Genomic DNA, 15,880 nt, shown 5'->3' on the forward strand with positions numbered 1-15,880 from the left:
CCAGGCTTACCCTCGCCGTCGTTCCACGCCGGGCAACCATTATTAGAAGCCGGGCCAGCGATAGTCGGGCACTGATCTGCGTCGTCGTTCACACCATCGTTATCGGTATCCACCGGAGCCGGAGTGGTGACAGTAACCGGAACCTTGACGGTATCGGTGCTGCCATCCGGGTAGGTGACGACAACCGGAACTTCGTAAGGGCCAGCAGCGGTACCCGCAGCCGGGGTCACCGTGATGGCACCGGTTTCGGGATTGACAGTGGCGGTAATCGGGGAATTGTCACCGAGCTTGAAGGTGGTCTTCTTCCCCTTTTCCGTCGGAGCGGGGTCCTTTTCTACCTTCTTCGTAGCAGGCTTGTCGAAGGTGGGAGCCGGAACCTCAATGGTCTGCCCCGCTTCAACGGTGTTGTCCTGCTTGTAAATCGGATCGTAGGTGTCGGAAAGCTGCGGCACAACCGTGACCGGAACCCAGGTCTTCAGCTTGAGCTGATTCTTGGGATTGAGCGGATCGGTCACCGTAGCAACCACCGGGATGCGGTAGTCGCAGGGGGCCACGTCCGCGCCGGGCTTGACGGTCACCACACCGGTGGCCGGATCAATGCTGGCCCAGTTCTTCGCGGTCTCGCCCAGCGCGTAGCTGGTGCCCTCGGGCAGCCGGTACTTATTGTTACCGGCCTGCGTGAAGCCCTTGGCTTCGCGAGTCGCGTAAGGAGCCTTGCTCTTCTCGGTTTGAGTCTTCTTCACCTTGACGGCGTCGTACTTCACCGGAAGCGCGCGCACGATGAACGAATCCGAAGAAACGGCGTTATCGGCAGCGTAAAGAGTTGCCGTGTAGATTTCGCCGTCCTTCGCGTTCTCCGGAACGGTGAAGAAAGCCTTCTTGGCGTCGCTGAGCTTCTTCAGGTCGCCATTGGTTTGAACAACCTTGCCCTTCGAATCGGTCCACACGATCTTATTGGGGAGCGGGGAAAGCGCCTTGCCGGTGAGCTTGATTTCAGCGGTTTGACCCGGCAGCGCATAGTTTTCCTGCGCATCGAAGTTCGTGATATCCAGTTCCACCTGCACGCTGAGCACCAGCGCCAAATTGACGTTGTACCAGTTGTTGGTAATCAGGTTCACCGCGGCGGAGGTCTGCGGAGTCCACGAGGCGTTCGAGTTGAACATATTGAAGGTCTGGCGCATGAAGGAGGAATAGTTCGGAACTATCCGTCCGTTCGGATCCAGCACGTACATGTAGATCCGGTCCACGTCCGCACCGGCGTTCTTCGGCAGGCGGATCGTGTACATACCCTTTTCGTTCGTGGTGGCCGTGTAAGTGCCCTCGATGTACTCGGGGTGCTCGGTGAGCATGTCACGGACCTTGACCTCGCGGTCATTGACGGACGGAGTGGCGTTGCGCAGTTCCTGGAGCGCGGCCTTGCCGGCCGGGGTCAGCTGCGAAAGCACCACCGTGTAGCCGGGGGCAACCACGTCGCCGGAAGAGTTGAAATTCGGGCCGGTTGCCGAGTTAGCAAGATCGCCCGCGCCGGATTCGAACCACACCTTGCCGGAAATGGAATCCCGGGTGGAGAGAGTCACAGCAGGATCGGGCAGCGCGCCCTTATCATCGTGAATCCACTCATTCTTCGGGCGGGTGAGGTAATCATTCGGATCGGTGTACATGAACACCGCGGTACGCTGCATATTCGTACCGATAAGCGGGAACTGGCCAAGATTATTAGCCGTCACGCTATTGACGAAAGCGCCCGGGAAGAAACCGCCAGCCTGGCGCACCATGGTGACAGGGTTGCCGGCCGGGTTGGTGAAATCGTTGATCCACAGGCGGTAGTACTGGCCAGCAACAGCCTTGTACAGGTGCTGCTTTCCGGTGTTATCCACCCACGGAACGCGAAGATCGAAGGCGTAGGCGCCGGGGCCAATCTGGCTGCCATCGCTCTCGTCGATCGTTCGGACAGTGGTGGAGTAAATCGGGGAGGCAGAACCATCGGTATCGCGCCACTGCAGGTATACCTTTGTTCCATCCGGAACCGGGGTGGCACCGTTCGACGTGGTTGCCGGCGTACCAACGCCACCAAAGAAAGCGCGCCCCGAGAGCGTGTTCTTGGCGTTACTGGCATCCGTTGTGGTCTTGATCCAGCCATTCTTGAAAGCATCGGCTTCGATGATGGCATCTTGCTTGGCAGGAATATCCGGTCGGTTAGCGCCGGGTTGGTTCGCTCCTGCTTCAACAGCGGTATCACCGACATACGTCGGACACTGCGCTGCGGGAGCAGTCGGCGCCGCACCGGAATTCCCTTGCGGTGCAGCGTAGGCGAATCCCGAAGCAAACGTCGTCATAAGCGCCGCGGCGGTGAGACCGGCCCACACTTTCGTGCGACGACGATGCCCACCCTTGCGGGACACAGACGCGGAGACTCCGGGCGCCGACTGAGTCGACTCCGTGTGTTGGGACATTATTTCTCCATTAGTAGGGATATGGATCGTTAGGGTGGATCGTGACGCGCACGTGAATGGTGAGAGGGCAGCGCTGGAGTGGGGGGGGGGGGGGGGGGGGGGGGGGGGGGGGGGGGGGGGGGGGGGGGGGGGGGGGGGGGGGGGGGGGGGGGGGGATCACCGTCTCCGAAAACGGCACGGTAACCGTCACGTTCCCGGACCAGTCAACAACCACGATCACTCCGGACAAGACGGTTCGTCAGCTCAAGGACAATGAGAAGATCACACTCAAGGATCCTGAAGTAACCGGTGTCGTTGACCCGAACAACCTCACGCCTGAAGAACAGGAGCAGGTGAAGGATAAGGTCAAGAAAGCCAACCCCGACCTGCCGGAGAACACCCAGGTCACCGTCGGTAAGGACGGGACCGTGACCGTCACCTTCCCGGACGGATCGACCTCGAACATCACTCCGGACAAGACCGTCCGCCAGCTCAAGGACAACGAGAAGACCAAGATCAACGACCCCGACCTCACAGGCGTTGTTGATGTCAATAAGCTCACCGATCCCGAACGCGAGCAGGTCAAGAAGGCCGTCGAAAAGAAGAACCCGGATCTTCCGACCGGCACTACGATCACCGTCTCCGAAAACGGCACGGTAACCGTCACGTTCCCGGACCAGTCAACAACCACGATCACTCCGGACAAGACCGTCCGTCAGCTCGAGGACAACGAGAAAATCAAGATCAACGATCCCGAAATCACCGGCGTCGTCGATCCGAACAACCTCACCCCCGAAGAGCAAGATCAGGTCAAGGACAAGGTCAAGAAAGCCAACCCCGACCTCCCCGACAACACCCAAGTGACTGTCGGCAAGGACGGCACCGTAACCGTCACCTTCCCCGACGGCTCCGAAACCCAAATCCCGGCCGAGAAGACTGTTAAGCTTCTCGGCCCGGCCGATAACGGCAACAACGGGAATGCTGATAAGGGCGATAAGGGTAACAAGCCGGATGCCTCCAAGCCCACCAAGGTCAAGAAGGTCAAGAAGCTGCAGCACACCGGTGCTGATGTGACGCTTGGGCTCTTGGCCGCGGCTGCTGCGGTGGCTGCCGGTGGGGCCCTGGTCGCTGGGCGTCGTCGCCGCTAAAAAGTTTCACGAACGTGATCGTGTGATCACGTAGAAACGAAAACTAACGCTCCCCGGGATCGGCTGAAATCTCAGCCTTTCCCGGGGAGCGTTGCATTCACAGCCGCATCCGCACCCGCATCAGTAAAATATCTCACGAGGAGGTGTCGCTACCATGCACACCGCAGCCCGCTACGGATCGCTCGCAAGTTCTTTCGTTTTACTCACGCTGTGCCTCGGTACCCTAGCCCTCAACCTGACGGACACTTGGTACTTCACACCCGGAACCGCCACACCCGCGGTTTTTGTTGCGGCCACACTCCTGCTGGCCGCCGCGGGCACCCGCTCCACCTTCGCCCTCGCCGGCAGGACCCGAGCCAGCATCGCCTACGCGCTATGCGCGGTAGCGCTCTGCGCAGGCGTCGTTTCGTTGTGGCTCGCGAGCGGCCCCGAAACACTTAACCTCATCGGTGCCGCAGCCTGGATAGTCGGCTCCCTGGGCGTCTGCGCTTCAGCACTCCACGCCTGCCGCCCCACTCGGCCCGGGGCCTGTGCACCGCAGGCGTAATGCCCCCTTGCCCCACACATGAGCGTCAGCATATACTGACGCCGTGGTGGTTGAGTCTCAGCAAAACGTACGGCCGCAGGCGGGTGATCTCACAGCAGCTTCCCCAGCCGATCCTGCCGTGATAGCGGAAAAGCTGCGCGCGGCCCACGCCATGCGGGTGGAGGCTGATCGCATCACGAAATACTACGTCGAGGAAGCGGTGCGCGCGGGTATGTCCTGGAGCGATATTGGCCGTTGCCTCGAGGTAACCAAGCAATCAGCCCATCGCAAATACGCGGCGGGGCTGCCGCGCGAACTTAGGAACCCGTCATGAAACTCCCCGCCGCCGCTGCCCTGCAGCTCATCCAAAACTCCGCTTTCGAAGCTCGCCGTGCCTGGCGTGAGGAAATCACCCTCGTTGATGCTTTCCTCGCCTTGCTCGCCAGTGGTGGCAGCGCCAGCCGCGTCTGCGCCCGTGCCGGCCTCACCCTGCGCGCCGCGCGCGAACACGCTAGTCAGCTCCACGCGCAGCGCCTCGAAGAATTTGGGTTACCGCCCGTGCAGTTACGTGAACGCACCCGAACTGAGATTTTCGACGACGCCGCCGAGCTCGCCCCACCCGCGGACCTACAGAAATTCCTCAGCGGAAAATTCCCGGGCAATGATTATCACTGTGGGGTGGCCGTCCGCTTGCTTCGCGATGAAGCATCGTGCCGCGAGATTGTGGAACGCGCTGGAATTAACCTTGAGCAACTCATTGCCGCACTTGATGCAGCCGAACCTCTAGCCCAGCCCCACCGCGTGAGCGGCACACAACGGCTGCGCATCTACCTGCCAACCAGCGCCCGCAAAGTACGCGAATACGCCGCTTCCCCGGAATTCGCCGCATCCAATTTTGCTGATGTGTCCCACGATGGGTCTGACTGGGTGCTCCGCTACGCGGGCGCGGAAGGACAGCCCACCGTCTGGGAATATTCCGGAACGCAGAAACCTCCCAAGCAACAGTCCCGCCGCTTCGCTCTGCTCGCAGAAAACGATCCGGAAGCCGTATCAAGTGCTACCGGTGAAGGCTGCTTCGTCACCCTGACAGAGAGTTTCGGGCAGCGCGGCTTTCTTTCCCGAATCCTCTTTCGGATGTTCCTCGGCACGATGATTCTTACAAACCAAGCTAATTACCTGGCAGATCGAGTGACACGCTCCGAGTAACGGACGGAGTACGACGCCGCAGCTACCGGCACCGCGCGAGGAAATTCTCCATGATTGTGCGCCCGCAGGGGGTGAGGATCGATTCGGGATGGAATTGCACCCCGAATACCGGGAAGCGGCGGTGCTCCACCGCCATGACTTCCCCGTCCCCCACGCAGCGCGCGGTTACGGCTAGCTCATCACCGAGGGTATCGTCCTTGACGGCGAGGGAATGGTAGCGGGCCACCATTTCTTTCTCCTCGCACCCCGCAAAGAGCGTGCTGGACGTATCCATGCGCGCCGGCCGGGCGATGCCGTGCACTACTTCCGCGGCGTAGGTCACGGTAGCTCCGAAGGCTTCACATATGGCCTGGTGCCCCAGGCACACCCCGAGGATGGGGTATTTTCCGGCCAGTTGTTCCACCAGCGGCATGGATACCCCGGCGTCGCGGGGGAAACCCGGGCCAGGGGAGATAATAATTCCGTCCGGAGCCAGCGCGTCAATCTCCGCCACACTCAGGGCGTCGTTGCGAACCACCTTGACATCCGGGCGGAAAGTTCCGACCAGCTGCACCAGGTTGTAGGTGAATGAATCGTAGTTATCAATGATGAGGATCATTAGCATTCCTCCAGCTGGGCGGCGTCGTGCAAAGCTTCCAAAACGGCCGCGGCCTTATTGAGTGTTTCTTGGTATTCGGTGGTGGCTACGGAATCCTGGACGATGCCCGCGCCGCTACGCGCGTAAACCGTGTTCCCGATTTTGTAGGCGATGCGGATACCGATGCAGGTATCGAGGTTCCCGGAAAAATCGAGGTAGCCGATGGCCCCGCCATAAATACCGCGTTTATTGCCTTCAAGGTCGTTAATGAGCTGGCAGGCGCGAATCTTCGGTGCCCCGCTCAGGGTGCCGGCCGGAAGAATTGAGGCGACGGCATCGAGGGCATCGAACTCCGGGCGGATTTTCCCGCTCACCGTGGAACCAATATGCATCACGTGAGAGAAACGCACCACGTCATGGAAGCGATCCACATTGACAGTGCCAAATTGTGCCAGGCGCCCGATATCGTTACGCCCCAAATCCACGAGCATATTGTGTTCGGCTAATTCTTTCGGATCCGCCAGCAATTCCTCTTCCAAGCGGGCATCCTCCGCGGGGGTGGCCCCGCGCGGGCGGGTACCAGCCAGCGGGAAGGTGAAGAGAGTGCCGTCCTCCAATTTCACCAGGGTTTCCGGGGATGCCCCCGCCACCTCAATATTGTGCCCGCTGAAATAGAACATATACGGAGAAGGATTAATAGTGCGCAGCACCCGGTAAGTATCAATAAGGGAACCGGTGAATTCCGCGCGCAAACAATTGGAGAGCACGATCTGGAAAATATCACCCTCGTGAATATAGTGCTTGGCGCGTTCCACCATCGCCACAAACTCCGCCTCGTTAAGCACGGGAGTGATCGGCCCGGTCAGCTGCCCGGACGTATCAGCCACCGGCTCACCGTGCAGAAGCAGCTGGGCCAACTCACCTAATTCTTCGGTAGCGCGCGGGTATTCTTCCGCGAGGTTATCGAGCCCCACCACTTTGATTAATATGATTTTTTGGCGGAAGTTATCGAACGCAATAACGGTGTCGAAAAGCATGAGATCGACATCATTAAAACCCTCGTCGTTCGGGGCATCGAGCCGCAGGGTCGGTTCGGCATATTTCACGTAGTCATAAGAAAAATATCCCACGAGTCCACCGGCGAAAGGCGGCATCCCCGGAACTTTCGGGCTGCGATAGCGGGCGAGCACCTCCCGGATCGCATCCGACGGAGAATCAGGAGAATCATACGCAGCCGGCTGATCATTAATACGCACCTGCCCATCCACGCAGGTAATTTCGAGTTTCGGGTCATAACCGAGGAACGTGTAGCGCCCCCATGTTTGATCCTGGCCGGCCGATTCGAGCATATAGACGTGATCGGAAACGTTTTTGAGGATCTTCAGTGCGGTGACGGGCGTGAGGGAATCGGAAAGAATTTCGGTGGCGACGGGCGCCGCGCGGTACTCGGATCCGAGAGCGCTCAGTTCAGCGAGGGCAGGGTAAAACTGCATAATTATCCTTTGTGATAACAGTGCGGGTGGTCGTGAATTCTCGGGTCACGTCAGGCACGATGCGCCAACGTGCGGGGAAGAAAAATTAGGCGCGCCATCGACGCCAGCCGGCGCCCAGCGCCGCAAGCTTTGCACAACCCGTATCCATACCCGTCACTTTAGCAGGCCGAATAGCTCCGCGCGCTGCGTTCCACTTTCCGGATCGCGCGGTTCAAGATGCAGCTCGTTATCGGCCACTTCGTTAATGAACTCCGGATCGTGGCTGATCACCAGCACCGTGGCTCCGCGCGCTGCAAGCGCGCGGATGTGAGTGGAGATGGAGCGGAGGTGCCGATAATCCACCCCGGATGTCGGTTCGTCAAAGACATAAAAGTCGGCATGGGCGACCGTAGCATTGGCGACGACGAGGCGCTGCTTCTGGCCGCCCGATAACGTAGCCGGATGCCGATCCACCACCTCGCCTAATCCGAGGTCGGCCAAGACCTGCTCAATGCGTTCCTCACTCACCCCGGAATTCCCCAGCGCCACTTCCCCGCGCACGGTTTCCGCGAAAAGCTGGCGGGTGACATCCTGCATCACCAAGCTGGAATGGCGGAGCCGCTCACGCCCCCGGCACACTTTCCCGCCGAAGGAAATTCGCGCGCCGGAGGCCGGATGGGCCAGGCCGATGAGCACCCGCGCCAGGGTAGTTTTCCCGGCCCCGTTAGGCCCCGTTAGCGCGGTGACCTGCCCGGCCGGAATCTCCACCCGCTCCAGGTTAAGCACCTCGTGGGAGCCGTAAGCAAAGCGTACCGCCTCGGCTACCACGCCCGGGGTGGTAGGCGCACCGGCAGCCGCGCCGGCGTCGTCGCCCTTCTTCCCGGTGGCGGGCACGCGCGCCGCGCGTTCGGGGACCCGCAAGGTCCGCAGGCCCAAGCCAATCCGTTCCGTTTCCCCCATCGCGAAGAAATCCGCGGCCGGGTAACGCCCGGTGATGCGCCCGCCGTGCATAACGACGACGCGATCAGCCACGCCGCGCAGCGGATACAGGCGATGTTCAGCGATGATTGTGGTCCACCCGCGGCTCTTGAGTGCGCGGACGACCTGGGCGAACTGGCCGACCATCTCGGGGCTGAGATTGGAGGTTGGTTCGTCGAAAAGGAGGATACGATGCGGGCCGACCAGCGCGGTGGCGAAACACACCACATCACCCTTACTTCACCAACGCAGCACCAAACGGAAGAGTATTCTGAGTTATGTATAGTTTTTATTAAGAACGCGACTGGCGGCGTTTTTTATGACCACTCCGAAGGAGGCAGCTGTGGTCAGAAAATTCTCCGGCGCCCTGAGCGCCCTTATTATCGGCTTATTAGCGGTGATTGCACCGCTTCCTGCCGCCCTTGGCGAACCGGGATCGGCCGCTCCGTCCACGTGGGCGGAGCTGGTCGCCACCGGTTCCCAAGCGGGCGCGGTAAGCGCAACAGTTTCCAATAATTTGACAGTTGCGGCGGACGCACCCGTACTGCGCGTTCCGGCCGGCACCCACCTCACCCTCACCGGGAGCGGCGAGGTGACCGGGGCGGATCTACCGGCCGTGCAGGTGGAGAAAGGCGGCACCCTCACGCTGGCCGGCCCTTCATTCACCCGCACCCAATTCGTGGTGGAAGGCACGCTTGAGGTAAACGCCGGGTCGATTCACGATACGGCCCTCACCGGCCCGGTGATCTTCGTGCAGGGCGGGGAGCTGAATTTCAGCGGTACCGCTGATTTTTCGCGAAATTCCAGTGCACCACAGGGTGGCACGCTCGGGCCGAACGGCGTTGCCGCGGAAAAGTATGCACCGATTACCGCTTACGGCGGGTCTGTCACCATCAGCGGCGGCACAATCAGCCAGAATTCTGGCTTGCTTCGCGGTGGCGCCATTGGGGTGTGGAGCAGCGCGGAGCAGCCCGCGAAACTCACGATCAGCGGAGGCGCCCTGAGTAAGAACACGGTGAGCCACCCACGGTTCCCCGGCTTTGGCGGGGCGGTCTTCACCGAAGGCGCCACGGTGGAACTGAGCGGCGGCACGCTCAGCGGTAATACCACTGAATACGGTGGAGCGCTCGCCCTCATGAACTCGACCTTCACCATGAACGGTGGGGAAATCAACGGAAACTCCAATGGCGAATACAAGGGCTTTGGTGGCGGTATTCTTATCGACGGCGGCAAGGCAACGTTCACTGGCGGCACCGTTTCCGGTAACACTGCCAACGGTTTCGGTGGCGGCCTCAATATCCTGAATTCCACCGTCTCGATCTCCGGACTAACCGTTACCGAGAACACCGCGCTGAAATCCGGTGGAGGTATCTCCTTCGGAGGCACTACCCGTGCCGTCATCAACGCGGCAATTATGCGTGGCAATACTGCCACGGGATTCTGGGGCGGCGGTGCCATTTACAATGACACCAAGGCACACCTCACCATGCACAACACCGTTATTCGCAATAACCACATCAAGGATATGCGCTTGGTTGGAGCCGGAAACCGCCCGCCCGGCGCTCAGGGCGGCGGGTTGTGGAACTGCCCCACCGGCACCACCACCATGCATATCACGCGGGGCGTGGCTATTTTCGATAATTCCGCACCCGACGCCGGAAAAGAAAAGCAGTTTAAGGGCGCGGGCGATGACTTCTTCAGTGTTGCCAAGCACGAATTCGATAACCCAACGCCCGTGGCTGGCCAGCCGGTTACTCTGACCGAGCGGATGCTCGGCGGCTCGCCGCGCGCCTGGTTCCAGGACGGCTCCGCCTACGGCATTCACGCTAATTGGCCCGCGGAAAAGCAGCTGCCGCGCTACCAGGAAGGAGGGGAAAACACGCCGATTCCCTTCGGCCAACCGATTACTGATAATAAAGCCTTCAAGTCGGTTCCCAGCGCGGAGGCGAAGGCCCTGGCGGGAGTATTGGCCAGTGTCATTATCGAAAATAACAATGCCACCAATGTAGGTATTAGCGGCGGCGGCGGCATCACCAATAACGGCGAGCTGATTTTCGGTGAGGATGACATCTGGAAGCTGCGCGTCACGAAAGGCTGGGAGGGCGACGACGCCGCTACCCGCCCCGAGTCCATCACGCTAGACGTGCTGGTGGGCGGGCATAAACTCCAGGAGATCACGCTCACCGCAGCGCAGCAGTGGACGGCGGATATCCCCAACTTCCCGAATCCGGCCACGCTCATCGACGCGGCAACCGGCAAGCAACTCCCCATCGAATTCCGCGAACACGGCGCCGACAATTCCCCGTACACACTGCGCACCACCGCCACCACGGCGGATGACGGCGCGAAGCTGTACACGGTAGCGCTCACCAACACGATGTCCACCGAAGTTTCGGTGGCTAAGAAATGGAACGACGACGCCGCGCCTGCCGGCCTGCGCCCCGATAAGGTCACGGTCGAACTCCTGGACGGCGGCCAGCCGGTTGGCCAGAGCATTGAGCTAAGCGCCGCGAATGGTTGGACCGGGACTTTCACGAATCTCCCGGTCTACCGCGAGGGCCGCAAGGCGGTGTACTCGGTGCGCGAGGTGCCGGTTCCCGGCTACACCACCGTGATCAGCGGTGATGCGGCCAGCGGGTACGTGATCACGAATACTCATACACCGCCACCTCCGACTACGGAGCCTCCGGCGCCGCCGACCACTCCCCCGGCGCCGCCCACCACGGAGCCACCCGCTCCGCCGACGACACCTCCGGTGCCACCCACACCGAGTGAGCCACCCACGGTGCCGCCCACCACTCCACCAACGACGGAGCCACCTGCCCCGCCAACAACGCCACCGAGCCTTCCGCCCACGGTGCCGCCTAGCGTTCCGCCGAGCACACCTCCGGGAACCCCTCCGGGAACCCCGCCGAGCACACCGCCGGTCACCCCGCCGGCCAATCCGCCGCGGATCGTGCGCACCGGCAGCGACGCTCGTTCCGGAGCGGCCCTGGCGGGCACAGCGCTGCTAGCGGGTCTCGGAATCTTGGCGTGGCGCCGGCTCCGCGCTGAGCGCTAACGAGCCCTGCGCCTTACCCACGGGGGTGGTACATCGCACCGCGATGTACCACCCCCGCCGTCGTCGTACCTTTAAATGCCAGCCACGCTACTGAGAGCCGTTTCACGCCGAAAAAATTTCCCTCCGGTCCGGGAGAGGAATATGCTATTGGCAATTTGAGCCAAAATCAGGAAGGCTCAGGAAAATTCGGAGGCACACGCACTTATGTCCGTGACGGAAACGACAACCACGACCGCCACTTACCCGATTGATCACCCTATCGATGGGAATCTCACCGTTCCCGCCAGTTCCGGCGTTTCCGGTGTTCCTGATTCCGCAGGAGTTAACAACCGGCCGGACGAGGATTTCTCATTCGGAGTTGTTCCCACTTCAAGCCGACGTTCCTTTTGGGCCGTCGGCTTTGTTATGCTCGGCTTCACTTTCTTCTCCGCGTCCATGTCGGTCGGAGCGAAGCTCGGCATCGGCCTAGACCTGGGCGGCTTCGTGGCCGCCGTCTCCATCGGCGGCGCCATCCTCGCCACCTTCACCGGGGCGCTGGCCTACGTGGGCGCGAAAACCGGGATGGGCGTGGACGAACTCGCCCGCCATTCCTTCGGCCGCTTCGGCTCCTTCCTTCCCTCCTTCCTCATCGCCTTCACCCAGATGGGCTGGTTCGGCGTGGGGGTGGCCATGTTCGCTATCCCCACCGCGGAAATCCTCAATATTAGCCCCTGGCCGATCGTGCTGATCGCCGGCGGCCTTATGACCGCCTCCGCCTACTACGGCATCAAGGCCATCGAGATCGTCTCCTTCATCTCCGTGCCGCTCATCGCCGGGCTGGGCACCTACTCGATGGTGACCGCCACGGTGGACGGCGGCGGCCTCACCCGCATCTTCGCCAACACCAGCGGCATGCCGGTGATGGTGGGAGTTGGCCTGGTGGTCGGATCCTTCATCTCGGGCGGCTCGGCCACCCCGAACTTCACCCGCTTCGCCGGCTCCGCGAAATCCGCGGTTATCACCACCGTTATCGCCTTCCTCCTCGGCAACACCCTCATGTTCTCCTTCGGCGCGGTGGGCGGTGCCTTCACCGGCAAGGACGATATTTTCTACGTGATGATCGCTCAGGGCCTGGCTTTCCCGGCCCTTATCGTGCTGGGCGCCAATATTTGGACCACGAATAACAACGCCCTCTACACCACCGGCCTGGGCTTCGCGAATATGACGAAGCGCCCCAAGAAGCCGCTGGTTATTATCGCCGGCATTCTCGGCACCCTGTGCGCGCTGTGGCTCTACGACAACTTCGTGGGCTGGCTGAGTTTCCTCAACGCCACCCTGCCCCCGATCGGCACCGTGCTGGTGGCCGACTACTTCGCCAACCGCCGCGCCTACCACGCCATTGTGGAGGCGGTGGAAACCGGTCGGATCTGCGCCGCGGATACCTCGAATACTTCAGCGACCCGCGCGGTGGCCTGGCCTGCGGTTATCGCGGTGGCTGCCGGGGCCCTGGTGGGCTGGACCATCCCGGTGGGGATTGCCTCGCTCAACGCTATCGTTGCCGCGCTGGCCGTGTATTTCGCTGGCCGCGGCGTCGTCGCCACAATGAAGTAACCGCCCGCGCACCGCACTGCACCCGTACCCGCGCAACCGAAAGGAGCATCCGTGAGCACCCAGATTTTCCGGAATCTGCGCATCGAAAACGCTGACCACCTGTCCGATATCACCGTGACCGACGGCATCATCACCGCGATCACACCCGCAGCTTCGGCACCCGCACCCGTGTCCGGTACGACGGCGCAGCCGGGTCACGCGCCAGCCGCGCAGGTCCGCGACTTCGGCGGGCGCCTGGCCCTGCCCCCCATCGTGGAATCTCACGTCCACCTGGACACCACGATGACCGAGGGCGATCCGCATCCCAACGAATCTGGCACCCTCTTCGAGGGCATCGAGATCTGGTCGCAGCGCAAGGCAAAGCTCACGGTGGAGGATGTCAAGGAGCGGGCCATGCGGGCGATCCGCCAGCAGGTGCGTTTCGGGATCCAATACATCCGCTCCCACGTGGATATCAATGACCCCAAGCTCACCGCGCTGCACGCGCTACTCGAATTGCGCGAGGAATTGCGCGACCACGTGACCTTGCAGCTGGTGGCGTTCCCGCAGGAGGGCATCGAATCCTATCCGCACGGGCGCGAGCTACTGCGCACCGCCGCCGAGCTGGGTGTGGACGCCATCGGCGCCATCCCGCATTACGAATTCACCCGCGAATACTCGGTGAGCTCGCTGAATTACGCGGTGGGACTCGCGCAGGAATTCAACCTCCTCATGGACGTGCATTGTGATGAGATCGACGACGGCGCTTCGCGCGGCCTGGAAACCCTGGCTACTCGGGCCTACGAGGCGGGTATCGGGGAGAAAGTCACGGCCTCGCACACCACGGCCATGCATTCGTATAACAATGCCTATTTCATTCGGCTGCTGCGACTGCTCAAGATGAGCGGAATCAATTTCGTCTCCAATCCGATGGTGAATACCCATCTGCAAGGCCGGACGGATACGTACCCGAAGCGCCGCGGCGTGACGCGGGTCAAGGAGCTGACAGAGGCGGGCATCAACGTGTCCTTCGGGCAAGACGATATCGTCGATCCGTGGAATCCCCTGGGCACGGGGTCGCTGCGCGATGTCACCCTCATCGGCCTGTACGTGACCCAGATGATGGGGGCGTCCCAGATCGATCAGTCCTACCGCTTCATCACCCATAACGGAGCGCGCACGCTCCACCTGCCCGATTACGGGATCGCGGTGGGTAACCCGGCCAATTTCATTGTGCTGGGGGCGCAGTCCTGGCGTGAGGCCCTGGCGTTCCACGCGCCGGTGGTGGCTTCGTACCGGCGCGGCGAGCTGCTTTTCGAGTCCACTGAGCCGGAGCACGCCTGGCATTTCTAAGCGCTTGCTTTGCGCGTGCGGCGCGCGTGTGCGTGTGGCGAGCGCGATGAGCGCGTGTGCGTGCGTGGCGGGCGTGTGATAAGCGTGTGCGCGCATGGTTTTCCCGGACCCTCGGCCGAGTGACAGGCCGGGGGTTCGGTGAATTTAAGCCGGTGGCCGGTGGCCTATGTGCGACTGGTGGCCGACGGCCGGCGGGTGCTGCGCCACTCTCGGACAGCCTGCGGGCTGCCCGCTGCGATTTTCTGCGAGCATGGCAGTCAGCAAGTGGTAACCGCCGACCTCCAGATCACAAAACGCAACGGCAACTACATTAACTTTTCTAAATCATGCGCTGGTGTTGCTTTCTGTAAGCCCCCGCCTTGAGGAGTTGCTTTCTATTCACTATCGCCACAGGGCGTTGCTTTTTGTGAAACCGACGGCGACACCGACCACTCACCATCACCCCAACCCACAAAGTGGTACTGGAGCTACAACCAACACCCGATGCCCTGTCGGCTAGTACCACTTTATAAAGGCCGATGTCGTACAAGACCACTTTGCCCTCACCTCACGGAGCAGAAGTCCAGCCAAACCCCCAGTACCCCTCATAACCAGCCCTCCACACGCAACTCGACACACCAACCCACCACACCGGCCGAGCCAGGGTATTTTTCCGAGGTGTACTTCGCATGTACGACATCCGCACTACACCCCAAACAACACATACCACCCCCTTGCGCCGCCTATTTTACATGTGTAAATTAGACAACATGACAGAGGTACACGCAGACATTCCACGTGGCGGCACGAGCGGAACGCCGAACGCAAACCAACACGATACCCTCGGCCCTGCCGGGGACGACCCGCGCGCCCGGCGCTCCTACGAGGCCCTGGTGCACGCCGCCGCCTCCCTCATTGATAGCGGCGCCGCTATTGACGACCTCACCGTCTCCTGGATTACGCGGGAAGCCGGGGTTACCCGCCCCACCTTCTACCAGCATTTTTCCGGGATCAGCCAGCTGGTGCGCGCCGTCGTCCTCACGCGTCTCCACGCGATTTTTGACGCCACCCCGGTTCCCACCTCAGAAGCACCTTCGCTTGACGTGCAGCGGCAGGTACTCCTCCCCATGCTCACCACTCTGCTTGAGCACCGCCACCTCATTGTCGCAGCCCTCACCAGCTCCGCGGCTCTCGGTAGCGCAGCTCCGATTATCGCGGCCATTCGTGATCGCCTGCTCAGCGCCCCGGCCATTCGCGCCCGCGGCCGCGTCATGTTCGGCACATCTGCACCGGAGGCACCACGTCCGAACGGCAACGCGCCAGCGCACACAGGCACGCCAGCGCGAACAAGCGCACCAACAGTCCCGCCCACACTGCCCACACTGCCCGCGCCGGCTGCCCAGCCCGGCTCCTATCCTCCGCCCTCGAAAGCGGAGATGGACTTTGCTTCCATGGTGGCCGCCGGCCTGCTCTGGCGCGTGCTCCACTGGATGACCGAAGAACCCGCAGATCCCCAGGATCTTCCCCGCCTCGCCACCGAAGTGGGCAGTTTTACCCGCGCCGCCTATGGAGAACACTC

The 15,880-nt window shown here is 61.6% G+C and carries 12 protein-coding genes; 8 read left to right on the forward strand and 4 right to left on the reverse strand.

Annotated features, from left to right (window positions below):
• The coding region (locus ACTFPK_RS01690) for a Rib/alpha-like domain-containing protein (protein WP_439910951.1) at positions 1-2,453 on the reverse strand (2,453 nt) is incomplete at its 3' end.
• A gap of 56 nt (positions 2,454-2,509) precedes the next feature.
• Between ACTFPK_RS01690 and ACTFPK_RS01695 the strand changes: the two genes are divergently transcribed.
• The 4 genes from ACTFPK_RS01695 to ACTFPK_RS01710 all read left to right on the forward strand — a co-directional run bounded on the left by ACTFPK_RS01695 (position 2,510) and on the right by ACTFPK_RS01710 (position 5,312).
• The gene (locus ACTFPK_RS01695; protein WP_439910952.1) at positions 2,510-3,580 is read left to right on the forward strand and encodes a hypothetical protein; all 1,071 of its coding nucleotides are present in this window, start codon (positions 2,510-2,512) and stop codon (positions 3,578-3,580) included.
• Positions 3,581-3,734: 154 nt separating this feature from the next.
• A complete protein-coding gene (locus ACTFPK_RS01700) occupies positions 3,735-4,127 on the forward strand; it encodes a hypothetical protein (RefSeq protein ID WP_284896098.1) in 393 nt (130 codons plus the stop codon).
• A gap of 43 nt (positions 4,128-4,170) precedes the next feature.
• Positions 4,171-4,440 carry a hypothetical protein gene (locus ACTFPK_RS01705; RefSeq protein WP_274734428.1) on the forward strand — a complete coding sequence of 90 codons (270 nt, stop codon included), beginning with the start codon at positions 4,171-4,173 and terminating at the stop codon, positions 4,438-4,440.
• On the forward strand, positions 4,437-5,312 hold the full coding sequence (locus tag ACTFPK_RS01710; protein ID WP_284896096.1) for a hypothetical protein: 876 nt from the start codon (positions 4,437-4,439) through the stop codon (positions 5,310-5,312). Before ACTFPK_RS01705 ends, ACTFPK_RS01710 begins: the two co-directional genes overlap by 4 nt.
• 22 nt (positions 5,313-5,334) lie before the next feature.
• Here the strand turns inward: ACTFPK_RS01710 and ACTFPK_RS01715 are convergent, their stop codons facing one another.
• The 3 genes from ACTFPK_RS01715 to ACTFPK_RS01725 form a co-directional block, all read right to left on the reverse strand.
• On the reverse strand, positions 5,335-5,910 hold the full coding sequence (locus ACTFPK_RS01715; RefSeq protein ID WP_274736347.1) for an anthranilate synthase component II: 576 nt from the start codon (positions 5,908-5,910) through the stop codon (positions 5,335-5,337).
• Positions 5,910-7,382, reverse strand: a complete 1,473-nt coding sequence (locus ACTFPK_RS01720; RefSeq protein WP_274736346.1) for an anthranilate synthase component I family protein — start codon at positions 7,380-7,382, stop codon at positions 5,910-5,912. The genes ACTFPK_RS01715 and ACTFPK_RS01720 overlap by 1 nt, the downstream gene beginning before the upstream one ends.
• A 153-nt stretch (positions 7,383-7,535) precedes the next feature.
• A complete protein-coding gene (locus ACTFPK_RS01725) occupies positions 7,536-8,567 on the reverse strand; it encodes an ATP-binding cassette domain-containing protein (RefSeq protein WP_274736344.1) in 1,032 nt (343 codons plus the stop codon).
• A 115-nt stretch (positions 8,568-8,682) separates the two neighbouring features.
• On the opposite strand from ACTFPK_RS01725, the gene ACTFPK_RS01730 reads away from it, so the two are divergent.
• The 4 genes from ACTFPK_RS01730 to ACTFPK_RS01745 form a co-directional block, all read left to right on the forward strand.
• On the forward strand, positions 8,683-11,400 hold the full coding sequence (locus ACTFPK_RS01730; RefSeq protein ID WP_439910953.1) for a Cna B-type domain-containing protein: 2,718 nt from the start codon (positions 8,683-8,685) through the stop codon (positions 11,398-11,400).
• Between the two features lie 204 nt (positions 11,401-11,604).
• Positions 11,605-12,990: a cytosine permease gene (gene codB, locus ACTFPK_RS01735; RefSeq protein ID WP_284891560.1), complete on the forward strand. Its 1,386-nt coding sequence runs from the start codon at positions 11,605-11,607 to the stop codon at positions 12,988-12,990.
• A gap of 51 nt (positions 12,991-13,041) precedes the next feature.
• Positions 13,042-14,322 (forward strand): cytosine deaminase, encoded by a 1,281-nt coding sequence (gene codA / locus ACTFPK_RS01740; protein ID WP_439910954.1) that lies wholly within the window; start codon positions 13,042-13,044, stop codon positions 14,320-14,322.
• A 749-nt stretch (positions 14,323-15,071) separates the two neighbouring features.
• Positions 15,072-15,880, forward strand: an 809-nt coding sequence (locus tag ACTFPK_RS01745; protein WP_439910955.1) for a TetR/AcrR family transcriptional regulator, incomplete at its 3' end; no start/stop codon positions are given.

The organism is Actinotignum sp. UMB0459, from assembly GCF_051905915.1.
Lineage (GTDB): Bacteria > Actinomycetota > Actinomycetes > Actinomycetales > Actinomycetaceae > Actinotignum > Actinotignum sanguinis.